Genomic DNA, 24,659 nt, shown 5'->3' with positions numbered 1-24,659 from the left:
CCTGAACAATGACGGCCTGAACAATGACGGCCCGAACAATGACGGCCCGAACAATATGGACGATACCGGTCAGGCGGATGGCGCCCCGCCCGGCACATTCTGGGCGAGCGCATCGAGGCCGGGGATATCCGCCAGATAGGCATCGAGCGCGTTGATCAGCAGCCGCTGGGCCGAACGATGGCCGACCGCGCAGGCCAGCCGGAGCCGGAGATGACGTTCGGGATCGAGCCGCAGGGTGAAGGCCGCCTTGGCGCGCGAGCCGGGCGCCGCCTTGGTGCGGGTGCCGACGCGCGTGCCGTGCGCCTTCGAGCGGGCCGCCTTGCGCGCGCGCGCGGCTGCGACCGGCGCAACCTCCGCCACGACCGGCGATTCGATTGCGGCGGCCGGGGCCTCAACAGCAACCGCATCGTCAGGAGCGGGAAGGGCGGCGCCGAATTCCTGCGCGATCACCTCCTGCTGGCGATGGACGACGGGAGGCGCGGGCTCAAACACGGGCGATCCGGCATCCTCACCGCCGGAGAGCGGGGTGAGGAAGGACACTGCCGGCTGGGGGCGTTCCTCCTCCGCCGCGCGGAAGCTGCCCATGTCGTTCCAGCCGAGATCGTCATGCGAAGGGGTAAGCGCATGGCCCTGCGGGCGCATGGCCGGCCGCGCGAAGCCCTTGCGGGCGAGCAGGCCGGAGGTGAGGGAGGCGAAGGGACGCGATTCGCTCATCATCATCCCCCTCAGTGCTGGACCACGCGGCGGCCGAAGCCACCCATGGGCCGCGCGCTGCCGGTGACCGCGATCTGGCCGGGCGCGGCGAACACGGTGCGGCGAAAATTCTTCTCGAGCCGATCGGAGACGTAGCTCCACAAAGCCTCGACCTCGGCGGCCGACTTGCTCTTGGGATCGACCTCCATCACGGTGCGGCCGTCGATCATCGAGGCGGCGAAATCGGTGCGGTGATGCAGGGTCACGGGCGCGACGGTGCCGTGCTGCGACAGCGCCACCGCCGCCTCATAGGTAATCTTGGCCTTGGGCGTCGCGGCATTGACCACGAAGATCAGCGGCTTGCCGGCGCGATCGCACAGATCGACGGTGGCGCCGACGGCGCGCAGATCGTGCGGGCTGGGCCGCGTGGGGATGACGACCAGTTCCGCCACCTGGATCACGCTCTGGATCGCGACGGTGATCGCCGGCGGCGTATCAATCACGGCGAGGCGGAAGCCCTGCTGGCGCAGCATCTCCAGATCGGCGGCGAGCCGCGCGACCGTGGTCTGCGCATAGGCGGGCATGTCATCCTGCCGTTCGTTCCACCAATCGGCCAGCGAGCCCTGGGGATCGATATCGATCAGCACCACCGGCCCCGCGCCAGCGCGCTGCGCCTGAACCGCCAGATGGCCGGAAAGCGTGGTCTTGCCGGACCCGCCCTTCTGCGATGCCAGCGCCAATACCCGCATATCCAATCCCCAATAACCGTCGCTATCGCAACGAATGCCACTGGGCGGCCTAAAAGTTCGTTAAATTGCGGGAATGCCATACCGATAGTATGGAACGAACCGGGGCAAGATCACTGACGAAAGATTAACCATCCCGGCCTCATGGCCGAGGTGGGCCGATCAGGCGGGCAGGCCGGGTTTACAGGGAACAAGCATGGTTTCGTCGGGGCAATGGCTGGGTGCGGTGGCGGTGCTGGCGGCGGCGGGCGCGGCAACCTTCGCACCGGCGGCGGAACCTGCCGACACCCCGGCGGCCCAGGCGCTTCTCGCGCCGCCCGCGCCCGGCCCGGCGGCGCCGTCCGGTCCGGCGGCGGGCGTCGCCGCATGGAAGCGCGGCGATTATGCGGCGGCGATCGCCTTCTGGCGTCCATTGGCCGAGGCCGGCAATGCCGATGCGCAGTTCAACCTGGGCCAGGCCTATCGGCTGGGCCGTGGCGTGGCCGCCGATCCGAAGGCGGCGCGCGACTGGTATCGCCGGGCGGCCGAGCAGGGCCATCCCCAGGCGCAGGCCAACTACGGGCTGCTGCTGTTCGACGACGGCGATCGCCAAACCGCCCTCCCCTGGCTGCAGAAGGCGGCCGAGCGGGGCGATGCCCGCGCGCTCTACGTGCTGGGCACACTGGCTTTCAACGGCGATCCCCCGCCGCGCGACTGGGTGCGGGCCTATGCCTATATGAAGCGCGCTGCGGCGAGCGGCCTGCCCCCGGCGGTGAACAGTCTGGCGGAGATGGAGCGCTACATCCCCAAGGACGAACGCCGTCGCGGCGAGGCGCTGGCGCTGAAAATGGGCCGCACCGCCGCCGTCGGACAGACGGCGATACCGGCGATGGCGACCGAGGCTGCAGCAGCCCCGGTGCCCGCCGCCAAGGCCGCGAAGGACAGGAAAGCGAAAGTCGCGGCGCCCGATCGATCGCCTGCCGCCACGGCGGCTTCGCCTTCCGCCAGCGGCGGCTGGCGCATCCAGCTCGGCGCGTTCAGCGATGCCGCGCGCGCCGAGGGCCTGTGGCAGAAGCTCAGGAACACGCATGCCGTGCTGGCCGACAAGCAATCCTTCCTGATCGACGCGGGGGCGGTGACGCGATTGCAGGCCGGCCCCTTCCCCGATCACGCCGCCGCCCACCGCGCCTGCGCGGCGCTGGCGGCACATGGCCAGGCCTGCTTCACGACGCGCTAGACGGCACCGATTCGACTGTATTGCATGAGCAACACAGTCGAGCTAGAGCGGCATCTCGTTCATGCTCAAAAAAGGGGTGTCGCATGGCCGGCCTTCGTCGATCCACGCTTGTTGCATTGGGCCTCGCCCTGTTCGCCGGGGCGGCCCTGGCAGATCCTCCACGGCAGGATTACCGGCCGTCCTTCCAGCCCGACCGGCTGAAAGGCCCGGCCGCCGGCAAGCCCAACGAAGTGCTGGTGCTGGGGACCATGCACCTGTCCGACCTGCCCGACAGCTTCCGGCCGGACATGACGGCCCCGCTTGTGGAACGACTGGCAAGCTGGCGGCCGACGGCCGTCGCCACCGAGGACATGTCCGGCCTGCAGTGCGACAGCCTGCGCCGCTATCCCTCCCGCTATGCGGAGACGGTGAAGGATTATTGCCCCGACACGGTGGCCGCGGGCAAGGCGACCGGGCTGGACGTGCCGGCCGCCAATGCCGAGGCCGAACGCCTGCTGGCGGACTGGCCGGCCGCGCCCTCGGCCGCACAGCGGCGGCATCTGGCGGCCCTTTTCCTGGCGGCGGGCGAGCGCGGCTCCGCGCTGGTGCAATGGCTGCGCCTGCCGGAGGGAGAACGCCGCGCCGGCGACGGCTTGAATGCCGAGCTGGCGGCCCTGCTGGACAAGCTGAAGGACCGGCGTAACGAAAGCTACCTGATCGCAGCCCCCCTCGCCGCCCGGCTCGGCCTGGAGCGGCTGTGGAGCGTGGACGATCATTCGGCCGACAGCCCCGGCCCGGTGGACGAGAAGGCTTATGAAGCCGCGATCCGCCGCGCGTGGGACAACCCCGCCGCGCACGCGCGCCGGGCGGAGGATGATCGGCTGGAAGCGGGCCTCTTCCGCCCGGACGGGCTGATGGCGATGTATCGCGCCTATAATGCGCCCGGCGTGCCGATGCAGGTCTATCTCTCCGATTTCGGCGCCGCGCTCGAGGAACCGTCGCCGCAGGCCTTCGGCCGCAGCTATGTGGGCTATTGGGAAACGCGCAACCTCCGCATGGCGGCCAATATCCGCGACGTGCTGGGCCGCCGGCCCGGCACCCGCCTGCTCGCGATCGTCGGCTCATCGCACAAGGGCTATTACGAGGCCTATCTCAACCAGATGCACGATGTGACGCTGGTGGACGTCAATGCGGTGCTTCAGTAGCCGACGCCAAAGGTAGTCACGATAGGGAAACAATCGCGGCCTAGGGCGCCTTGCCAGCGCTTCCGAAATGATTTGTTACAGAAGCAATATGTGCGTCACTGGCGGCCGGACAGACACCGCCAAAGGGGGAATGATGTTCAAAGCGGTTGGAAAATCATCCTTGTTGCTGGGCGCCGCCATGGGCGCATTCTGCTGCCCCATCGCGGTGCAAGCGCAGGAAACGAGCGCCGGCGACGATCTGGGTGAGATCGTGGTGACGGCGGAGCGGCGATCGGAGAATCTCCAGAAGGTGCCGGTTTCGGTGGGCGTCATCGGCGGCGGCAACCTCCGGGACTTCCAGAGCGGCGGCGACGATACGCTGCTGGCGCTCTCCGGCAGGGTGCCGAGCCTTTATGCCGAGACGACCACCGGCCGCATCTTCCCGCGTTTCTACATCCGCGGCCTGGGCAATATCGATTTCTACCTCGGCGCGTCCCAGCCGGTTTCGATCATCCAGGACGATGTGGTGCTGGAGCATGTGGTGCTGAAGTCGAACCCCGTGTTCGACGTGCGGCAGGTGGAAGTGCTGCGCGGGCCGCAGGGTTCGCTGTTCGGCCGCAACACCACCGCCGGCATCATCAAGTTCGATACGATCCGCCCGAGCCAGGATCTGGAGGGCCGCGCCTCCGCATCCTATGGCAGCTACAATACGGTGACCTTCGACGGCGGCATCGGCGGCGCGATCGTGCCCGACAAGGTGGCGGTGCGCGTATCCGGCCTCTACCAGCACCGCGACGATTATGTGGACAATGTGTTCACCGGCACCAGCGCCGACGGCACCGTGACGCCGAAGAAGAATGCGATGGGCGGTTATGACGAGCGCGACATCCGCCTGCAGGTGCTGCTGACGCCGACCGAGCGGCTGTCCATCCTCGCATCCGGCCATGCCCGCGATTATGACGGCACCTCCACCCTGTTCCTGCGCGGCGCGCTGAAGAAGGGTTCGAACAAGACCGATGTGCCGCGCGACGAAGTGGCCTACGACGAAGCCGACAACAATCCGCAGGCCTACAACACCTACGGCGGATCGCTGCACATCGATTATGATTTCGGGCCGGTGACGCTGACGTCGATCACGGCTTACGAGACCACCTCCGGCTACAGCCGCGGCGATACCGACGGTGGTGCCGCCGCCGACTTCCCCGTCAACGGCGTGCCCAACGGCTTCGGCCAGTCGATGGGCAAGGTGCGCGATCTCGACCAGTGGACCCAGGAAGTGCGCCTTGCGAGCGCCAATGACGGGCCGTTCAAATGGCAGGTCGGCGGTCTTTATTTCGACAGCCGCGACACGACCGATTTCTACCAGCGCGCCTATTTCCTCACCACCGCCGCGCACAATCCCAACAACTGGGTGCGGCTGCACAATGTGAACACCAGCTGGGCGCTGTTCGGCCAGGCGAGCTACGCCATCACGCCGGACTTCACCCTGACGGGCGGCGTCCGCGTGACCGAGGACAAGAAGGAGACCCGCCTGCTGAAGACCGCCGATACGGCGGCCGGCGTCGTGACCTATACGGGCCGCACCTTCGTCGAGCTGAAGGACACCAAGCCAAGCTGGGACATCAGCGCGCTCTATCAGGTGAACCCCGACGTCAGCCTGTATGCGCGCGTCGCCAAGGGTTTCCGCGGGCCGACCATCCAGGGCCGCTCCGCCGTGTTCAACAGCGATTTCACCGCCGCCGATTCCGAGACGATCCTGTCCTGGGAAGCGGGCGTGAAGACCAGCCTGTTCAACAACACGCTGCGCCTGAACGCATCGGCCTTCACCTATACGGTCGACGACATCCAGCTGAACGGCAACGATGCCGACGGCAACGGCGTGCTGTTCAACGCCAACAAGGCCAGGGCTTACGGCCTCGAGGCGGAGGCCGACTGGCGGCCGGTGCGCAACCTGGCGCTGACGCTGGGCGGCAGCGTGCTGCATACCGAGATCAAGGACAAGCGCGTCTATGCGCAGGTCTGCGCGCTGAACGGCGCGGTCGTCTGCACCGTGGAGGACCCGACCATCACCGTGCCGACCGCGTTCGGCCCGGCGGTGTTCGCGCAGATCGACGGCAATCCGCTGCCCAACGCGCCCAAGTACAACCTGAACTTCGCCGGCCGCTACGACCTGCCCGTAAGCGACGCGGGCAAGCTGTTCCTGGCGACCGACTGGAACATCCAGGGCTATACGAACTTCGTGCTCTACAAGACCAAGGAGTTCTATTCTAAGGGCAATTTCGAAGGCGGCCTGAAGCTCGGCTATAGCGGCAACGATGGCGCCTACGAGATCGCCTTCTTCGTCCGCAACATCACCAACGAGAAGAATCTGAAGGGCGTGATCGAGAATTACATGGCCGCCGTCTATAACGAGCCGCGTGTCTTCGGCATCTCGCTGAGCGGCAAGCTGAACTAAAGCGCATCATGGGGATGGAGGGCGGCGGCGCTCCCCATCCCCGCTAGATGGCGACGGCCCGCGCTTTTTGCCCGCGAAGCAGCGAGGCCAGCAGCCCCAGTCCGCCGGCCAGCAACAGCGCATCTATCAGCAAGGGCGCGCCTTTCCCCAGCAGGGGGACGCCGTGGAGCAAGGCGAGCGCCAACAGCAGGATCCCGAGCGCCCAGCGCCAGCCCCGGGAGAGCCGGTCCGCCGATATGGTGCCGGCCAGCGCGGCGGCGAGGATCGACAGGATCGTCAGGCCCAGCCACGCTGCCGGCAAAGGTGCCGTGGGGGTCAACAAGGCGAGCAGTGCCGTCAGTGCGAGAATGGCGGGCTGGCCCCAGCAGACGGTGGCCCAGATGCGTTCCCATCGCGGCGCCGGCCGGCCCCGATCGCGGCGGCGGGCGAGCCAGATCGTCACGCCGGTCGAGGTGACGACGCAAAGGGCGAGGCCGAGCAGGCCATAAGCCAGCCGCACGGGCAGGCCGCCGAACCAGCCGAAATGGATCTGGCCGATGCCGCCGAGCAGGCGGGTGCCGGTGACGATATCCTGGGGATGCNCGTCATGGACCATGGCCCCGCGCGCATCGAACCGGGTTTCATCCTGCGAGACGAGCAGGCGCGGCCGGCCGCCATCCACCGAGATGCGCATATCCGCCCGGCCGGGCCGTTCGACCATCAGGCTTTGCGGCGCGGCGCCGGGCGCGCGGGCGCGGGCATCGGCGATTAGCGCGACGATATCGGGCATGGGCACGGCGCGCGCATCGACGGGCGGCGGCGGATCGAGGAACAGTTCGTAGACCTTGCCCATGTCGCCCCGGTAAAGCAGCAGCGAGAGCGCCGCGACGATGACGGTGCTGAGCCCGAGCAGCGCGCCGGTCAGCGCCAGCGCGAAATGGAAGGGCAGCGCCCAGACGCCGAGCCGATTGTGGAGATCGGCCTCCTGCAGGCGGCGCGATCCGCCGAGCCGCAGGTGGAAGGCATCGCGCACGATGCGCGGATGGGCCAATATGCCGGAGACGAGCGACGACAGCAGCGCCACCCCGGTCAGCCCGACGATGAATTCGCCCCAGCTGCGCGGCAGATGCAGGTTGACGTGGAGGTGGATCAGGAATTCCGTCCAGATCGCTTCCATATCGGCGAGCGCGCCGTCGGCGGCCACGGCCCATTTCCGTTCGAAGGTGGGGCTATAGGCAACCAGCGTCGCCCCGTCGCGCGCGGGCGTGGGCAGGCTGAGATAGAGCGTGGCATCGGCCGGCGCGTGCCTTGCCCCCTCGGCGATCGCCCGCGCCGCCGCCGTATCGGAGAGCGAGGAGATGACGGGCGCGGCCGGGATTTCCCAGCGTTCCAGATCGGGCGCGAAGACCGCGATCGTACCGGTCAGGCAGACCAGATAGATTATGCCCGCGAAGGCGAGGCCGAGGACCGAGTGGCTGCTGAGTACCGCGCGCACCGTTTCCGGCGAGATCGGCCAGCGCCATTGCCGGCTGCGGCTGTTCCGGGCTTTCATATCGTTCATGCTGCCCCTCCCAGAGCCGCGAGGCCGAAGCCGACGATGCTGGTGCCGGCCAGAACGGCGGTGGCGCGCAACAGGCGGTGATCGGCGAGCGTCCACGTCATCGCCAGCCCCCAGAGCACGGGCATCATCATGCCGCCGAGCACGATCCGCGTGCGCGGATCGCCCGGCAGATAGACGGTGATGCAGAAGGCGATGCCCATCGCCGCCGTCATGCCCAGCGGCCCGGCCAGCAGGGCGCGCAGCACGCCGCGCCAGAAGCGGCCCTGCTCCTCCAGGGGCTCGGGCGCGACTTCGCCTTCGCGCAGGCGTGCCGCCTTGCGGCGCACCCGGCCGGACCAGACGACCATCAGCGCGCCGATGCCTTCCAGCGCGAGTGCCAGCGCCAGCCCCTTGATCGGGCCGATCAGCACGGCCGATGCCAGCGCGAGACCGGCCAGCACGCCCCAGCCGCCGGCAATCAGGCCGATCGCCGATCTGTCACGCCGCTGCCAGGACCGGCGGAGCAGGGAGGCGCCGAGCGCGCCGCCTGCCAGCAGCGCGAGGCTGGCCGCCGCGATCACCAATGGACGCCCGCGCCCACGCCGAAGGTCTGCGGGTCGCCCAGGATCGCCTGGTGGATCGCCGCATATTCATATTGCTTGTATTTTTCGTTGAAGAGGTTGCGCGCGAACAGGAACAGCGACCAGCGGTCCGTCTCATATCCGATCCGGCCGTTCACGACCGTGCGGCCCGAAACCTTGTATTGCGCCTGATCCTGGCCCACGCCGGTGAAGACCGAGGTGCGATAATTGGCGTTGAGGTTGGCGGTGAAGCCGCCGCCGAATTCCGCGTTCACCCCGCCCGATAGCGTCCAGCGCGGCGCATAGGGGAATTGGGTGCCCTTGAGATCGACGGTGCTGGTGGCGCCCTGCGGAAGATCGAAATCGTCGAACTTTGTGCGGACATGGCCGACCGAGGCATAGACATCCACGCCCCGCGCGACCTTGGCATTGGCTTCCACCTCGAACCCGTAGAGGTGCGATCCGGCCGCGTTCACCGTGTTATAGTCATAGGCGTTCTGCCCGAAATAGGCGGTCACCTGCTGGTCCTTCCACGTCATGTAGAAGATGTTGGCGTTGAGGACGAGCCGCCCGTCAAGCCATTTGGACCTGAGCGAGCCTTCATAGTTCCAGCTATATTCGGGATCGTAGGGCACCAGCTCGGCCCGGGCCGGATTCTGGCTCGACCCGCCGGAGCGATAGGCGCGCTGGACGGTGAAGGCGGTGGTGAGATCCGGCGTCCAGTCCATGCTGATGCCGGCCTTGGGCAGGAAGGCGTTGAAGGTGCGGCTGTTGGACGCCAGCGGCGAGGAAGCATCGGACACGAGGCCCAGCACGCCCTGGTTGATCAGCGAGATGATGCCCGCATAAGGCGCGCCCATGAAGTTCGGGTCCGGCAGGGTGCCGTTGAACGTCGCCACCGTTTCCGCCGCATAGCGGTTGCGTTCATGATCGAAGCGGAAACCGCCGATCAGCGTGAGCCGATCCGTGACCTTCAGGCGCGCGTCGCCGAACAGCGCCATCGTCTCCACCTTTTCGGGCTGATCCCCATTATAGGCCACGGGGATCACCGGAAGCTGGGCGGCATAGGCGTTGCTGATGAACTGCGCCTGCGCCGGCGTGGCGCCGTTGGCCTGCAGCAGCCCGGCGATCGTCGCGGTCGGCGTTTCGATATTGATGCGGCTGTTCTGGTGGATGCTGCCGGTGCGGCGATAATACCAGGCGCCGAGCAGGCCGCTCAGCGTATCGCTATCATAGTTGAGGCGCAGTTCCTGCGTCAGCGTCTTGTAGAGATAGCGGTTGTCGATGGTCTGGAGGTCCGCCGGCGTGCCATCGGTATCGATGACCGAATGGACCTTGGACCGGTTCCACGAGGTCACGCTGGACAGCTTCAGCTTGTCGGCCAGCGGGTAGCTGAGGTTGAACACCGCGATATCGCTGTCGATCTTGCCGCGGCTGGGCTGATCGCCGGTCGAGATGCGGTGATCGTAATAATCCGGCACGTCGGTGCGGGAATATTCGTAGAGATAGCCGCCGTCGCGCCGCACGCGGTTGTAGCTGGCGACAGCCTCCAGCCCCGGGATCGCGGCGGGCGTCCACTTGATCTTGCCGCGCAGGTTCAGCGCCTTCAACTCATCGTCATAGCCGCCGCGCGTCACGTTGCGGATCAGGCCGCGATCGGCGCGCCGCTCGGCCGAAAGGCGCACGCCGAGTTCGTCCTCGATGATCGGGCCGCCCACCGCGCCTGAAAAGGTGCGGTCATCATGTTCCGTCCACAGCACGCGGGCATCGCCCGTCCAGTTGACGAGGGAGGGGTCCTTGCTGGTGATGACGATGCCGCCCGCCAGCGCATTGAGGCCCTGAATCGTCGATTGGGACCGCGCAGCACCTCGACCTGCTGGACGTCCCACATGTCGGTGGGGCCGCCATAGAGCGCCCAGTGCGGAATCGGCGCGCCATCGACATAGACGCTGGCGGCATCCGCCTGCCCGCCCGCGCCAACGCCGGTGTTGCTGACGCCGCGAATCGTGAAGCCGGCCGCGCCATAGGTTTCGGAAAGATTGGCCGTGCGGTTGTAGACGTCCTGGATCGTGATCAGGGCTTCCTTCTCGATCCGCTCGGGCGTGACGACGGCGATGCTGGTCGGCGTCTGCTGCAACGTGCGCGTGCTCTTTTCGCCGGTGACGATGATCTCGCCCGGCGTCGTCGCCTCCTCGTCCACCGCCGGAGCCGTATCGGCCCAGGCGGGTGCGGCAAACGCGACGATGGCAACGCTGGAAAGCAGTGCGAAAAACCGGCTCATGGATCCCCCTGTTCACTCAGGGCGGTCCATATCCGGAAGCTAACGCAAGTCAATCGCAATTAGTGGCCGGAATCGGGACGCCCTGCATATCGGCGATCCGGCGCCGTCGCACGCCTCCCATGCCCTCGCGGCGAGGTGTCATCGACATGTTATGATGGAAATGGCGACCCCGGCGTGACTCGAACACGCAACATCCTGCTTAGAAGGCAGGTGCTCTATCCAGTTGAGCTACGGGGCCGCTGGAGCAATCCGGGCGTGGCCATAACCGGTTTCGCGGCCGCGCGAAACCGTCTGTGGCGCGACCGGGTGAACGATCGCGCCACGGCTGGCCCGGACGGTCCTTATTCCGCGGCGACTGCGGCGGCTTCCGCCTCGGCATCGCTGAGCGGATGTTCGAGGCGGGAGACCATCTCCTTCGGGCAGACCTGCCAGAAATGGCCGCGCCAGCGATCCCAATCATCGAGGATGATGTTGGACCATTTGCTGTCCGTCGCCACCGCATGCTCGGCGATCAGGGCCTTGAGGCGGGTTTCCCAATAAGTGGAGGCCAGCCGCTGCCAGACGATGCTTTCCGGGTTCGCCCGCGACGCGAAGTCGCCATGCTCATCCAGCACGAAGGCCATGCCGCCCGTCATCCCCGCGCCGAAATTCTGGCCGACGCGGCCGAGGATCACGGCGGTGCCGCCGGTCATATATTCGCAGCCGTTGGCGCCGCAGCCTTCGACCACCACGGTCGCGCCCGAATTGCGGACGGCGAAGCGCTCGCCCGCCTGGCCGGCCGCATAGAGGCGGCCCGAGGTGGCGCCGTAGAGCACGGTGTTGCCGAGGATCGTGTTCGACCGGCTTTCCAGCGGCGAGGAGACGGTAGGCCGCACGGTGATGATCGCCCCCGAAAGCCCCTTGCCGACATAGTCGTTGGCGTCGCCGAACACTTCGAGCGTCAGCCCCTTGGCCGCGAAGGCGCCGAGCGACTGGCCGGCCGATCCGCGCAGGCGGACATGGACGTGGCCGTCGGCGAGCTTCTCCATGCCGAAGCGGCGGACGATTTCCGACGAGAAGCGCGTGCCGACCGCGCGGTGCGTGTTGCGCACCGTATAGGTGAGCTGCATCTTTTCACCGCGCTCGAACACGGCCTTCGCGTCCGCGATCATCTGCGCGTCGAGGCTGTCCGGCACCTCGTTGCGGAAGGTGGGGNTGTTGAAGCGGCGCTTGTCGTCGTCCGCATCCACCTTGGCCAGCACCGGGTTCAGATCGAGATCGTCGAGATGCTCGGCACCGCGGCTGACCTGGCGGAGCAGCTCGGTGCGGCCGATCACCTCGTCGAGCGAGCGGACGCCCAGCTTGGCGAGAATCTCGCGCACTTCCTCGGCGATGAAGGTCATCAGGTTGATGACCTTTTCCGGGGATCCGACGAACTTCTTCCGCAGCGCCTCGTCCTGCGTGCAGACGCCGACCGGGCAGGTGTTCGAATGGCACTGGCGGACCATGATGCAGCCCATCGCCACCAGGCTGAGCGTGCCGATGCCGAATTCTTCGGCCCCCAGGATCGCGGCGATCACGATATCCCGCCCGGTCTTGAGCCCGCCGTCGGTGCGCAGCTTCACCCTATGGCGCAGGCCGTTGAGGGTGAGCACCTGGTTCGCCTCGGTCAGCCCCATTTCCCAGGGCGTGCCCGCGAACTTCACCGAGGTCTGCGGAGACGCGCCGGTGCCGCCGACATGGCCCGAGACGAGGATCACGTCCGCATGCGCCTTGGCGACGCCGGCCGCGACCGTGCCGATGCCCGCCTGGCTGACCAGTTTCACGCAGACCCGCGCGCGCGGGTTGATCTGCTTCAGATCGTAGATGAGCTGGGCCAGATCCTCGATGGAATAGATGTCGTGGTGCGGCGGCGGCGAGATGAGCGTGACGCCCGGCGTCGAGTGGCGCAGCTTGGCGATCTGCGCGGTCACCTTGAAGCCGGGAAGCTGGCCGCCCTCGCCGGGCTTGGCGCCCTGGGCGACCTTGATCTCGATCTCCTCGGCCGCGTTCAGATATTCCGCCGTCACGCCGAAGCGGCCCGAGGCGATCTGCTTGATGACCGAGTTGGCGTTGTCGCCATTCTCATAGGGCGTGTAGCGAGACTTGTCCTCGCCGCCCTCGCCCGACACCGCCTTCGCGCCGATCCGGTTCATCGCGATCGCCAGCGTCTCATGCGCTTCGGGCGACAGCGCGCCGAGCGACATGCCGGGGGTGACGAAGCGCTTGCGGATCTCGGTTATCGCCTCGACCGAATCGATCGGGATCGCCTCGCGCGCCCAGTTGAACTCCAGCAGATCGCGCAGATAGACGGGCGGCATATCCTTCACGCCGCGCGCGAATTGCAGATAGGTGGAATAGCTGTCGGTCGCGACCGCCGTCTGCAGCAGGTGCATCAGCTGGGCGGAATAAGCGTGCGCCTCCCCGCCGTTGCGCTGGCGGTAGAAGCCACCGATCGGCAGCGTGGTGACGGCTTCGTCGAAGGCCGCGTCGTGGCGCAGCTTCGCCGAGAGCTGGAGCGAGGCATAGCCTTCGCCCGAGATCTTGGCCGGCATGCCGGGGAAAAGATCGTTGACCAGCGCGCGGGAGAGGCCGACAGCCTCGAAATTGTAGCCGCCGCGATAGCTGGAGATCACGGCGATCCCCATCTTCGACATGATCTTGAGCAGGCCGTCGTCGATCGCCTTGCGCTGCCGCTTCAGGCAATCCTCCAGCGAAAGATCGCCGAACAGGCCGCGCGCATGGCGATCGGCGATCGCCGCCTCGGCCAGATAGGCGTTCACCGTGGTCGCGCCGACGCCGATCAGCACCGCGAAATAATGGGTGTCGAGGCATTCGGCCGAGCGCACGTTGATCGACGCGTAGGAGCGCAGCCCCTTGCGGACGAGATGGGTGTGGACGGCGGCGGCGGCCAGCACCATCGCGATCGCAATGCGATCCGGCCCGACATTCTCATCGGTGAGGAACAGCTCGGTCCGGCCCTCGCGCACGGCCTTCTCCGCCTCGGCGCGGACATGGGCGATCGCCTGGCGGAGCGAATCCGGCCCGCCATCGACCGGATAGGTGCAATCGATCTCCGCCGCGTGGCGGCCGAAATGGCCCTTCAGCCGCGCCCAGTCGGAACAGCTGAGCACGGGCGAATCCAGCACCAGCACATTGCCCTGCTGCGCCTCGACATCGAGGATGTTGGCAAGGTTGCCGAACCGCGTCTTGAGCGACATCACCTGCGTTTCGCGCAGGGAATCGATCGGCGGGTTGGTGACCTGGCTGAAATTCTGGCGGAAGAAGTGGCTGACGAGCCGCGGCTTGTCCGAGATGACGGCCAGCGGCGTATCGTCGCCCATCGATCCGATCGCTTCCTTGGCGTCCTCCACCTGGGGCGCCAGGATCAGCTCCATATCCTCCAGCGTCTGGCCGGCGGCGACCTGGCGGCGGGTCAATTCCGCGCGATCATAGACGGGCCGCGCATCGGCGGCTTCGGGCAGATCATCGATCGACAGGAAATTGCGGACCCATTCGCCATAGGGCTGTTCGGCCGCGATACGATCCTTGATCGCGCGGTCGTCGTAGAGCCTGCCTTCTTCCAGATCGATCGCGATCATCTGGCCGGGCCCCATCCGCCCCTTCCGCACGATCGAGCTTTCGGGCACGACGACCATGCCGGTTTCCGATCCCACGATCAGCAGATTGTCCGCCGTCTGCGTGGTGCGCAGCGGGCGGAGCGCGTTGCGGTCGACGCCCGCCACGGCCCAGCGGCCATCCGTCATCGCCAGCGCGGCCGGGCCGTCCCACGGCTCCATCACCGAGGCGAGATAGGAATACATGTCGGCATGGGGCTGCGGGATATCCGCTTCCTGCCAGGCTTCGGGCACCAGCATCAGCTTGGCGGTCGGCGCGTCGCGGCCCGAACGGCAGATCGCCTCGAACACGGCGTCGAGCGCGGCGGTATCGGAGGCGCCCGCCGGGATCAGCGGCTTGATCTCCTCCGAATATTCGCCGAAGGCCAGCGAGGCCATCTTGATCTCGTGGCTCTTCATCCAGTTCTTGTTGCCGCGGATCGTGTTGATCTCGCCATTATGGGCGAGGTTGCGGAACGGCTGGGCCAGCCACCATTGCGGGAAGGTGTTGGTGGAATAACGCTGGTGGAAGATCGCGACGCGGCTGACGAAGCGCTCGTCCTTGAGGTCCGGGTAGAAGACCGAAAGCTCCTCCGCCAGGAACAGACCCTTATAGACGATCGAGCGGCACGACAGCGAGCAGGCGTAGAAGCCCTGGATCTGCGCCTCGATCACCTTGCGTTCGATGCGGCGGCGGATGAGGTAGAGCTTCTTTTCGAACTCCGCCTCGTCCATCTCCTCCGGCAGCGGGCCGGCGATCATGATCTGCTCGATCTCCGGCCGGGTGGCCTGCGCCTTTTCGCCGATCACCGACACGTCGACCGGCACCTGCCGCCAGCCATAGATGGTGTAGCCGAAATCGATGATCTCGGATTCGACGATGGTGCGGCAGGTTTCCTGCGCGGCGAGATCGGTGCGCGGCAGGAAGATCATGCCGACGGCGAGCCGGTTGGGCAGCGGGCGGTGGCCCGAAGCCTCGATCGCATCGTCGAAGAAGCGCACCGGCAGGTCGACATGGATGCCGGCGCCATCGCCCGTCTTGCCGTCCGCATCGACGGCGCCGCGATGCCACACTGCCTTCAACGCATCGATCGCAGCCGTGACGACGCGGCGGGAGGCCTTGCCGTCCGTCGCCGCGACCAGGCCGACGCCGCAGGCATCGCCTTCCATGTCAGGGTGATACATGCCGTCGGCGGCGAGGCGCGCGCGCTCGGCATCGAGGACGGGGTTCGGCTGGTCGTAGGTCGTCATCATCTCATCCCCTCAGGGGTATCATCTGGCTCGGCCCGCCGGTTCAGGCGGCCACCTTCTCGCGCGCCGCGCCGGCCTTCGCCTTCAGGAAAGCGTGCATCCGGTCGGCCACGTCGCGGCCGTCGCGGATCGCCCAGACCACGAGGCTGGCACCGCGAACGATATCGCCGGCGGCGAACACGCCTTCCAGGCTGGTCTGCATCGTCTTGTGATCGACGCGCAGCGTGCCCCAGCGGGTGACGGAAAGCTCGTCCACGCCGAACGCCCTGGGCAGATCCTCCGGATCGAAGCCCAGCGCCTTGACGACGAGGTCCGCCTCCAGCCGGAATTCGCTGCCGGGGTCCGGCTCCGGCGCGCGGCGGCCCGAGGCGTCCGGCTGGCCGAGGCGCATCTTCGTCGCGCGGACGGCCGAGACGCGGCCGCCCTCCCCGTCCGCCTCGAACGCTTCGGGCGCGGAGAGCCAGACGAACTCGACGCCTTCCTCCTCGGCATTGGCGACTTCGCGCTGCGAACCGGGCATGTTCGCCCGGTCGCGGCGGTAGAGGCACTTCACCGACTTCGCGCCCTGGCGGATCGCCGTGCGCACGCAATCCATCGCCGTATCGCCGCCGCCGATGACGACGACGTTGCGGCCGGCGGCGTTCAGGCTGCCATCCTCGAACGCCGGGACTTCATCGCCGAAGCTCTTGCGGTTGGAGGCGATGAGATAATCGAGCGCGTCGACCACGCCGTCCGATCCCACGCCCGGCGCCTTGATGGCGCGCGGCTTGTAGACGCCGGTGGCGATCAGCAGGGCATCGTGGCGCTCGCGCAGCTCGGCCATGCCCGCATCGCGGCCGACCTCGAACCCCATGTGGAAACGGATGCCGGCTTCGACCAGCCGGGCGACGCGGCGCATCACCACCGGCTTTTCCAGCTTGAAGCCGGGGATGCCGTAGGTAAGCAGGCCGCCGGCGCGATCGTGCCGATCGTAGACATGGACCTCATAACCGCGCGCGCGCAGCAGCTCCGCCGCCGTAAGGCCCGCCGGGCCGGCACCGATGATGCCGACCGACTGGCCGCGATCGGGAAGCGGCCGGATCGGCTCCACCCAGCCTTCCGCCCAGGCGGTGTCGGTGATGAATTTTTCCACCGATCCGATGGTGACGGCGCCATGGCCCGAAAATTCGATGACGCAATTGCCCTCGCACAGCCGATCCTGCGGGCAGATGCGGCCGCAAATCTCCGGCATGGTGGAGGTGGCGTTCGACAGCTCATAGGCTTCGCGCAGCCGGCCTTCCGCCGTCAGCCGCAGCCAATCGGGGATGTGATTGTGGAGCGGGCAATGCGTGGAGCAATAAGGCACGCCGCATTGCGAGCAACGCGACGCCTGCTCCTCCGCCTTCACCATCTCATATTTGCGCGCGATCTCGCCGAAATCCGCGCTGCGCTCTCCCGCCGGGCGCTTGGCCGGATAATCCTGCCCCACCCGGACGAACTTGAGCATGGGGTTATCCGCCATGAACCGTTCTCCTCGAACGGCCCATGACTCATCGAAAGGGCGGAGTCACGTCGAATTTGCGATATAGGTTAGTGTTGATGACCTATTATTTCGACATTCCGTTCGTCCCGGGCGACATCACGTCAAGAGAGCCTTCAAACAAGGTCCGTATCGGCCTTATCTCACCAGCAGCCAGACCAGGGCGATGCCGCCGGCGACGATCCGGTACCAGGCGAAGGGCGCGAAACCATATTTGCTGACAATGCCGATGAACCAGCGGATCACCACGAGAGCGACGATGAAGGAGACGACGAAGCCCACTGCGATCGCCAGCCAGTCGTCGCTGCCGAGCGCGCCGCCGCTCTTGTAGAGATCGTAGCCCGAGGCGGCGAGCATCGTGGGCACGGCGAGGAAGAAGCTGAACTCGGCGGCCGTCCGGCGCTCCACACCCAGGCCCAGCGCGCCCATGATCGTGGCGCCCGAGCGGCTGACGCCGGGGATCATCGACAGGCACTGGACGAAGCCGATGCCCAGCGCCGTCTTCCACCCCATCTCCTCCACGCTGTGGGTGGAAGGCGCGCGCACCAGCCGCTCGATGACGAGGATGGCGACACCGCCGACGATCAGCGCGACCGCCACGATCACCGGCGTCTCCAGCATCGCCTTCACGACCTTGTAGACCATCAGCCCGATCACGGCGGACGGCAGGAAGCCGAGCGCGATGTTGCGGGCGAAGGCGATGGCGCGCGCGTCGCCGCGGACGAGGCCCGCCAGCACATCCCAGAAGCGCCGCCAGTAGAGCACGATCACCGCCAGGATCGCGCCGAGCTGGATGACGATCTCGAACGTGCCGGCGGCGGCCGAGTTGAAGCCCAGCAGCTCGCCGGCAAGGATGAGGTGGCCGGTGGAGGAGACCGGGAGGAATTCCGTGACCCCCTCGACGATGCCGAGGAGGATGACGACGATCAGCGCGGGAAGCATCAGCGGGGGCGTCTTTCGGCCGGGCGGGCCGCCGTGGCGACAGCCGCGATGGGGGAATGCGGGTGAAAAGCAGGGCGGGGCGCGGCCGAAGCCCCGCCCCTGCCCGATCAGGCCGGCTGCTTGGCGAAGCGGCCGTGGCGACGATACTGGACCAGCCAGCCGGGGGCGACGGCTTCCAGCGGGGCCGGCTTGATGCCGAACGCCTCGAAGCCCTCCGCGCCGCCGGCGGCGACATTATCCTTCTGCAGCATCAGCCACTGGTCCCAGGTGATCGGCGCGCCGGGCGCCCAGCCGCCGAGCCGCGCCATCAGCCGGGCCGCGCCATCGGGGATCGACAGGATCGCGGGATCGCGGCCCGCCGCCTTGGCGATCCAGGCGTTGAGATCGGCCATGGAGAGCGTTTCCGGGCCGCCCAGCTCGAAGGTGCGGCCGGCGAAGCGCGCGGGATCGAGCGCCGCCGCCGCGATCGCGCGGGCGACATCGGCGACGAACACCGGCTGCAGCTTCACGCCGCCGCGAATCACCGGCAGCACCGGCATGCGCGCCATCTGGGCGAATCGGTTCACGAAATGATCATCCGGCCCGAAGATGATCGACGGGCGCAGGACGGTCGCCTGCGGGAAAACAGCGCGCACCGCCGCCTCGCCCTGGCCCTTGCTCCGCGCGTAACGGGATTCGGCATCCGCGTCGGCGCCGATCGCGGAGACATGCACCAGCGCGCCCACGCCCGCATCGCGCGCGGCCTCCGCCACGTTGCGCGCGCCGCCGATGTGCACGGCCTCGAAATCGCCCTTCAGGATGCCGACGAGATTGATCACCGCATCCGATCCCTGGACCGCGCGCGCGACGCTCTCGGCGCGGGTGATATCGGCGGCGGCGAACTGCGTCTGCCCCAGCCCGCCCAGCGGCTTGATGAAGAAAGCCCGCTTGGGATCACGCTCCGCCAGGAGCACGCGGGCGCCGGCCTTCAGCAATTCCTGCGCGACATAACGGCCGAGAAAGCCGGCGCCGCCGAACAGGGTAACAAGTGCAGTCATGTCCCGATTCCCGAGTTTTGGAAAAAATTTCGTTCGCAACCGCAATGCCGCCCATGGCGGCTGTTGACAAGCACCGACAGCCTCCCCTAAAGGCCGCCGCCTACCCCGTGCCCAGATGGCGGAATTGGTAGACGCACCAGCTTCAGGTGCTGGCGATCGCAAGGTCGTGGAGGTTCGAGTCCTCTTCTGGGCACCATTTCGGTCCAAAAGCCCGAGTCCCTAGCACCGCCGCCTCTACGCCAGAGGCGGCGGTGAGGGTCCGCAGCAATTCGGTGCGCGTGCCGAGGATTCGCACGTCCGTCTTGCTATGGACCTCGACCCGCTGAGCCACGGCCCGCACATGATTTCGGGCATAGGAACCGTCGTCATGGCGCAGCTTATGCTTGGCGGCCAGCGCGAAGGCGTGAAGGCTCTCGACCGTGATCTCCGGGCTGATCCGCTCAATATGCGCAACCGCGCGCTCGGCATCCCCTCTGGCCTGGTCGCGGATGGCGGTCAGCTCCGCGATGCGTCCCTTGAGCGATGGATCGCCCATATCGACCAGTCCATTCTCGATCGCCTCATAGAGCCGCGAGAGCTTGGTATCCGCCTCCGTCGCCCGCCGTTCCATCTCGGCGACATGCTGGCGGCGCTCAGTCACCCATTCTTCCCGCCGGTCGATAAGCTGGTCCATCATCACTCCGAGCCGTACGGGATCGAGCAGGCGCTTTTCCAGATGCTCGATCACCGCCTCGTTCAGCCGGTCCATCGGGAGCGAGACGCCGGGACAGCCCGTCTTTCCCTTCGTGGCCTTGGTGGCGCAGGTATAGTAACGATACTCCTGACCGCTCCGGCTGGTGCCCGTGCGCAACGTAATCGCGGCACCGCAGCAGGCGCAGAAGCAGATGCCCGTCAGAAGCGTCGATCCGCCTACCGCGCGCGGCGGCATCATCTTCGGGCTGCGCGCCTTCAATGATCGCTGCACGGCCTCGAACTCGGGCACGGTGACGATCGGCGGCACTTCCATGATGGCGTGCTCGGCCTCGGGTTTGTGACGCTTCTTCTTGACCTCATAGGTGTTGAAGCGGTGCTGGCCGATATATGTCGTCCGCGTGAGCACCTGATGCACCATGCCCTTGCCCCAGCGCCCGCCATAGCGGGTGCGGATATTGTTCTCGTTGAGCCAACACGCGATCGCCATGACCCCAACCGGCCCGCGTCCATCGGGGCCTTCCAGCGCCAGACGGAAAATCCGGCGCACAGTCTCGGCATGGATCGGGTCGATTTCCAGCTTCTTCTTGATCTTCGTGCCCCGTTGCTCCGCCTCGACCACGCGGTAGCCGATCGGCGGGCGGGCGCCGTTCCAGAAACCCTGGCGCGCGTTCTCGTTCATGGCGCGCAGCGTATGCTTGGCGGTTTCCTTCGACTGATATTCATCGAACAGCGTCATGATCTTTCGCATCATCTCGCTTGCGGGATCATCGCCGAGAACCTGCGTGATGGAGACAAGCTGGACACCATTCTTCGCCAGCTTGCGGACATAGAACTCGAACTGGAACTGATCGCGGAAAAAGCGCGAGAAGCTATGCACGACCACCACGTCGAACGCTGGAGGCTTCTCCATCGCCGCGTCCATCATCTCCTGGAAAGCAGGGCGACGGTCATCGGTGCCGGTAACGCCCGGCTCGACGAACTCGGCTGCGACTTCCCAGCTTTTTGACAGGCAATATCCCTCAAGCTGGCGGCGCTGATCGGGGATCGACAGGTCATGGTCCGCCTGGCGTGGCGTGGAAACGCGCAGATAGAGCGCGGCGCGAGCGGTCGCCACGACTGGCGGCTCCTCGGTTTCGGCGGGGGCGACAATCGCCATGACACCATCCTTTCATCAATCTGCGGCCCAGAGCGGCGACCGCGACTACATTTTTTCCAGTCCTCGCAGCGCCGAGGACGCCAGCAGGAACATCCGGTTCGGCCGCCGCGGGAACGGCACAAAGCCAAGGCCCTCGTAGAATGCCGCCGCGCGTTCATCCTTGGCATCGACGATGATGGCCAACACAGCCAGCGTCTCGGCGGCGCCGAGAATGCGTCGTATCGCATCCACCGCCAGCACTTCACCGAAGCCCTTGCCACGCATCCGAACGTCCCGCGCAAGGCGTCCGATCAGCGCCGCTGGATAACCGCTCTCGTAGCGCGGCAACTTCCGCGCGATTTCCTCCGGCAATTCGCCCAGTTCCAGCTTGAAGGCGCTCAGGCTGTAGAAGCCAACGACGCCCAGCTCCGAATCCGTGGCGACGAAGACGCGCGCGACATCGCGGCGGTCGTCCTGACCGGCGCGTCGTCGGAACCAGCCATCCAGATCGGCCTGCCCGCAAGAAAAGCGCGACCGATCATGGTGCTTGCCGAGAGCTTCGAAGACGATCGCCAATCGTCAACCCACGAGATCGCGGTGACGGCGCATGGCCGCGATAAGCCGCTCGGACGGCTCCGGGGGGTTCATCAGCGCCTCGAAGAAGGCATCCCGATCTGCGCCGGACAGCACCAGGCGTTGATGCTCGTCCAGCACGCGCCGTGCGCCTTCATAGGCCAGATCGCCGGCCGTCAGGCCAGTGACCGCCGTCGCCTGTTGAATCAAATCCTTGGCCGAGGCGCTTACGCGCAGCTCGATCCGCTCGCGCTTGATCTCGCGCTCCGGTTTCCGGCGTTTCTGAACGGCTGACATGCCCGATCTCCTTTGACCAAAAATGTACGGCATAATACCGTGCCAGTCAACTTCGCCGAAGCGCACCGGCCGCATCATCCGATCGTAGAAACAGGGGGCAGCAGGGACGATTTTCATCATGGCAGCGACCCGAACAGGGCGTCCAGTTCCTCGCGAAAAGCGCCTTCGATGACGCGCAGTTCGGCATCGCCGATGGGAACCTGCTCGGGCCAGTCGTCGATGACGACGATCGGCGTGCTGGTGGCGCTCCTGCGCGCCGACGCGCGCGTCGGCTGCGGCTGCATGTAGTCGTGCAGGTCTTCCAGCCCTTGCGACCAGCCGCGGGGTGCGCGGCGGCGACGTTTGCGAGAGAGTGCCATATGCTCAAGCTGCCGCGCATCTCCCGGGAATCCAGCAAAATCGCCCTCGGGCGCACACATGTCGGACCCGTAGCGGCGGCGGCGGGATTCGGCGCACGGCGGCGCGAGGCGGAGAAAGCGAAGCGTAGCGTAGCAGAGATACGTGCTCGCGGCGGGATCGCGGATGCCGTGCGCATCCCGGTTTGCTATCCTCCCGCACATGGACTCGCGGACGGACATCGACACCGACAGAATCGACGAGGCGGTGCTTGCCCTGCTGTGGCTCAACCTCAGCACCACCGGCACGGCCTGGAAAGGCTTCGACTGGAATGCGATGGATCGACTGCACGAACGCGGGCTGATCTCCGATCCGGCGCGCAAGGCTAAGTCGGTGCATCTGACCGACGAAGGCATGGCCGAGGCCGAGCGCCTGTTCAACGCGCTGTTCGCTCGCCCCAGAATCCTGCCACGCCGATGCGAAAGCCATAACCCGGCCATCGCTGCCGGCTCCGCTGAAATGCCGGGTGCATCATTGTCTCCCGTCCTGCCTGCCCGACCGACCCTCGCGGCCTCCCTCATGGCTTGATCTGATCGTGTCCACCTGGCGGCGCAACGGCGCCGGGCAACTTTTTTCCGCCGCCTTCGGCTTTGCATCGCGAAGCAAAAAAGCTGCCCTTCGGCCGTCCCTGGGCCGCAAGCCCACCCCGCCGCGCAAGCGCGACGGGAACCCCGGGCAGCGATGCGCAGCCGACTGTCCCCGATCTTCGACACGCCACGAGGCCGCGAAGGGCGCGGTCCCGAGTCAAGAAAGGACAGACGATATGATCTGCGGAAACTTCACGGCGACCGATCGCGGCTTCCACGGCGAAATCCGGTTTTTCGGCCTCAGCGAGAAGGTGGAAATCCTTCGGATCGACGACAAGGCAAGCGACAAGTCGCCCGACTATCGCATCGTCGCCGCCGACGATGAGCGCATCGAATTCGGTGTGGGCTGGCTAAAGGCCACCAAGGACCAGAAGCCTTACGCTTCACTCAAGCTCAATCCGGTCCTGGCGCCTGACGTTCATCTTCGGCTTGTCTCGACCGAGACAACCGGCAAGTTCGAGCTGAAGGTCGACTGATCGCGAGAGCGTCCCGCCAGCAATGGCGGGGCGCTCCCTTTCCGGTCCCGGACGGATCTTCGCTATATCCGCCAGCGCCGATCACCCTGGTGGCCCGCCGCGCAATGATCGAAATCCTGGGCCGGGGCTGACCGGGCAGGGATCGGCCTGATGGCCGAGCCGGTATCCCGGCTATCATTTGCGTGAGCGGAAAAGAGGGCGGGACAGGCCCGCGGAGTGAGCCCGCCCAAGCGGGCAGGTTTTCCCGTGCGCCGCCAGAGCGGCGATCGTTGCTAAGGACGTTGTCCTCGCGCCGGTCAAGGGAAGTGGAACCGTCCGGGGCGGTATCCCCACCTTCCGCGCTTCGCTTGTGCAGGCGGGTGATTCCCCTCCGCCCCGGCCGCCCTTGCCCCGTTGCTACCCTTGGCTCGCCGCCGGGCAGAAGTTCAGGCGCGGCATTCCGCTTCGCTGAACTTCAGACCCAAAGGATTTGAGACATGACCAGCAAGGCACAGGCTCCCCGCAATGTGATCTTCAACGGTGATTGCATCGACGTGATGCAGGCTTTCGATAGCGGCACGGTGGATTTCATTCTGACCGATCCGCCCTATGTGACCCGCTACCGGGACCGCCAGGGCCGGAAGGTCGCCAATGACGATAACGGCCGGTGGCTTCGTCCGGCTTTCCGCGAGATGCACCGCGTCCTGAAGGATGGCGGCTTTGCGGTTTCCTTCTATGGCTGGAACAAGGTGGATTTGTTCATGGAAGCATGGAAGGCGGCGGGTTTCCGCGTCGTCGGCCATCTTGTGTTTCGCAAGCGTTATGCGTCGTCGGCCCGCTTTCTCCGCTATGAGCACGAACAGGCTTATTTGCTCGCAAAGGGCAACCCGGCCCGGCCCGCGCGTCCTATCCCCGATGTTCTGGATTTCCCCTATTCGGGCAACCGCCTTCACCCCACGCAAAAGCCGGTTGAGGCGCTGACTCCGTTGATCGAGGCTTTCACGCAGCCGGGCGAGCTTGTCCTGGACCCGTTCAGCGGCAGCGGCTCGACACTGGCGGCAGCCCAGCAGCTCGGTCGCGACTGGACCGGCATCGAACTGGATAACGGCCACTACCACACCGCCAGCAAGCGGCTTGCCGCGCGGCAGCATCACCGGGCGGCCGCATAGGCCGTCCCTCTCTCCCGCAACCCGGAGGCAAGACCATGACGGATATTATCAGAACCTTCCCCCCTGAGCGGATGCCCAGGACCATCACCACGCCGGAAGGGGTGACCTACTATCGCACCAGATATACAGGCGAGACCATTGAAGGAGCGAGGCAATACGGGATCGAACCAGGATGGACGACCTACGAATACTGGATCAGTCCGGGCGACGACAGCAGGCGTCTTTACGCGATCAGTCCGACGCAGTTCTGGCTTGAATGAAGGCGTCGGCGGGCAAGCCCGGCTCGCAGGGGGCCGGGCTTGCCACTACGCGTTAA

The 24,659-nt window shown here is 66.5% G+C and carries 18 protein-coding genes, 2 tRNA genes and 2 pseudogenes; 8 read left to right on the top strand and 14 right to left on the bottom strand.

What is annotated here, in order from left to right:
- Positions 1–69 precede the first annotated feature (69 nt).
- Together BHE75_RS03555 and BHE75_RS03550 are read right to left on the bottom strand one after the other, a co-directional pair.
- A complete protein-coding gene (locus BHE75_RS03555; RefSeq protein WP_070935453.1) occupies positions 70–714 on the bottom strand; it encodes a hypothetical protein in 645 nt (214 codons plus the stop codon).
- Positions 715–725: 11 nt separating this feature from the next.
- Complete coding sequence (locus BHE75_RS03550) at positions 726–1,442, bottom strand: ParA family protein (protein WP_015459310.1); 717 nt, start codon at positions 1,440–1,442, stop codon at positions 726–728.
- 193 nt (positions 1,443–1,635) lie between these two features.
- Here BHE75_RS03550 and BHE75_RS03545 point away from each other — a divergent pair, with 193 nt between their 5' ends.
- From BHE75_RS03545 to BHE75_RS03535, 3 genes are all read left to right on the top strand, one after another.
- Positions 1,636–2,655, top strand: coding sequence for an SPOR domain-containing protein (locus BHE75_RS03545; RefSeq protein WP_070932456.1), 1,020 nt, complete (start codon positions 1,636–1,638; stop codon positions 2,653–2,655).
- Between the two features lie 83 nt (positions 2,656–2,738).
- Positions 2,739–3,839, top strand: a complete 1,101-nt coding sequence (locus BHE75_RS03540; RefSeq protein WP_070932454.1) for a DUF5694 domain-containing protein — start codon at positions 2,739–2,741, stop codon at positions 3,837–3,839.
- Between the two features lie 130 nt (positions 3,840–3,969).
- On the top strand, positions 3,970–6,273 hold the full coding sequence (locus BHE75_RS03535) for a TonB-dependent receptor domain-containing protein (protein WP_070935451.1): 2,304 nt from the start codon (positions 3,970–3,972) through the stop codon (positions 6,271–6,273).
- 43 nt (positions 6,274–6,316) lie between these two features.
- Here BHE75_RS03535 and BHE75_RS03530 read toward each other — a convergent pair whose 3' ends face one another.
- From BHE75_RS03530 to BHE75_RS03495, 8 genes and pseudogenes are all read right to left on the bottom strand, one after another.
- Positions 6,317–7,813 carry a PepSY-associated TM helix domain-containing protein gene (locus BHE75_RS03530; protein ID WP_070932452.1) on the bottom strand — a complete coding sequence of 499 codons (1,497 nt, stop codon included), beginning with the start codon at positions 7,811–7,813 and terminating at the stop codon, positions 6,317–6,319.
- A complete protein-coding gene (locus BHE75_RS03525) occupies positions 7,810–8,376 on the bottom strand; it encodes a hypothetical protein (protein WP_070932450.1) in 567 nt (188 codons plus the stop codon). The genes BHE75_RS03530 and BHE75_RS03525 overlap by 4 nt, the downstream gene beginning before the upstream one ends.
- A pseudogene (locus tag BHE75_RS03520) lies at positions 8,370–10,654 on the bottom strand (TonB-dependent receptor). Before BHE75_RS03520 ends, BHE75_RS03525 begins: the two are co-directional and overlap by 7 nt.
- Positions 10,655–10,815: 161 nt before the next feature.
- A tRNA-Arg gene (locus BHE75_RS03515) sits at positions 10,816–10,892 on the bottom strand.
- A gap of 103 nt (positions 10,893–10,995) precedes the next feature.
- Positions 10,996–15,540 carry a glutamate synthase large subunit gene (gene gltB, locus BHE75_RS03510; RefSeq protein ID WP_139181630.1) on the bottom strand — a complete coding sequence of 1,515 codons (4,545 nt, stop codon included), beginning with the start codon at positions 15,538–15,540 and terminating at the stop codon, positions 10,996–10,998.
- A 43-nt stretch (positions 15,541–15,583) separates the two neighbouring features.
- The gene (locus BHE75_RS03505; protein WP_070932446.1) at positions 15,584–17,041 is read right to left on the bottom strand and encodes an NAD(P)-dependent oxidoreductase; all 1,458 of its coding nucleotides are present in this window, start codon (positions 17,039–17,041) and stop codon (positions 15,584–15,586) included.
- A gap of 156 nt (positions 17,042–17,197) precedes the next feature.
- Positions 17,198–18,001 (bottom strand): undecaprenyl-diphosphate phosphatase, encoded by an 804-nt coding sequence (locus tag BHE75_RS03500; protein ID WP_015459301.1) that lies wholly within the window; start codon positions 17,999–18,001, stop codon positions 17,198–17,200.
- Between the two features lie 107 nt (positions 18,002–18,108).
- Positions 18,109–19,038, bottom strand: a complete 930-nt coding sequence (locus BHE75_RS03495; protein ID WP_070932444.1) for a complex I NDUFA9 subunit family protein — start codon at positions 19,036–19,038, stop codon at positions 18,109–18,111.
- A gap of 109 nt (positions 19,039–19,147) precedes the next feature.
- Here BHE75_RS03495 and BHE75_RS03490 point away from each other — a divergent pair.
- A tRNA-Leu gene (locus BHE75_RS03490) sits at positions 19,148–19,234 on the top strand.
- A 576-nt stretch (positions 19,235–19,810) separates the two neighbouring features.
- Here the strand turns inward: BHE75_RS03490 and BHE75_RS24850 are convergent.
- From BHE75_RS24850 to BHE75_RS03470, 4 genes and pseudogenes are all read right to left on the bottom strand, one after another.
- A pseudogene (locus BHE75_RS24850) lies at positions 19,811–20,887 on the bottom strand (recombinase family protein); the annotation flags it as partial.
- Between the two features lie 45 nt (positions 20,888–20,932).
- A complete protein-coding gene (locus BHE75_RS03480) occupies positions 20,933–21,442 on the bottom strand; it encodes a GNAT family N-acetyltransferase (RefSeq protein WP_070932442.1) in 510 nt (169 codons plus the stop codon).
- Between the two features lie 3 nt (positions 21,443–21,445).
- A complete protein-coding gene (locus BHE75_RS03475; protein WP_217494707.1) occupies positions 21,446–21,856 on the bottom strand; it encodes a DUF1778 domain-containing protein in 411 nt (136 codons plus the stop codon).
- On the bottom strand, positions 21,853–22,155 hold the full coding sequence (locus tag BHE75_RS03470; protein WP_139181629.1) for a hypothetical protein: 303 nt from the start codon (positions 22,153–22,155) through the stop codon (positions 21,853–21,855). The genes BHE75_RS03475 and BHE75_RS03470 overlap by 4 nt, the downstream gene beginning before the upstream one ends.
- 82 nt (positions 22,156–22,237) lie before the next feature.
- On the opposite strand from BHE75_RS03470, the gene BHE75_RS25275 reads away from it, so the two are divergent.
- From BHE75_RS25275 to BHE75_RS03450, 4 genes are all read left to right on the top strand, one after another.
- Positions 22,238–22,660, top strand: coding sequence for a DUF6429 family protein (locus tag BHE75_RS25275; RefSeq protein ID WP_336965463.1), 423 nt, complete (start codon positions 22,238–22,240; stop codon positions 22,658–22,660).
- Between the two features lie 7 nt (positions 22,661–22,667).
- Positions 22,668–23,195 carry a DUF736 domain-containing protein gene (locus BHE75_RS24845; RefSeq protein ID WP_254684350.1) on the top strand — a complete coding sequence of 176 codons (528 nt, stop codon included), beginning with the start codon at positions 22,668–22,670 and terminating at the stop codon, positions 23,193–23,195.
- A 476-nt stretch (positions 23,196–23,671) separates the two neighbouring features.
- Positions 23,672–24,343: a DNA methyltransferase gene (locus tag BHE75_RS03455; protein ID WP_070932435.1), complete on the top strand. Its 672-nt coding sequence runs from the start codon at positions 23,672–23,674 to the stop codon at positions 24,341–24,343.
- 35 nt (positions 24,344–24,378) lie between these two features.
- On the top strand, positions 24,379–24,603 hold the full coding sequence (locus BHE75_RS03450; protein WP_139181628.1) for a hypothetical protein: 225 nt from the start codon (positions 24,379–24,381) through the stop codon (positions 24,601–24,603).
- The last annotated feature ends 56 nt before the right edge of the window (positions 24,604–24,659 follow it).

Origin of the sequence: Edaphosphingomonas haloaromaticamans, from assembly GCF_001853345.1 — a bacterium.
In the GTDB taxonomy this organism is placed as follows: Bacteria; Pseudomonadota; Alphaproteobacteria; order Sphingomonadales; family Sphingomonadaceae; genus Sphingomonas_E; species Sphingomonas_E fennica.
Note: the sequence above shows the minus strand (reverse complement) of the source record. Positions and strands in the feature narration are given on the sequence as shown.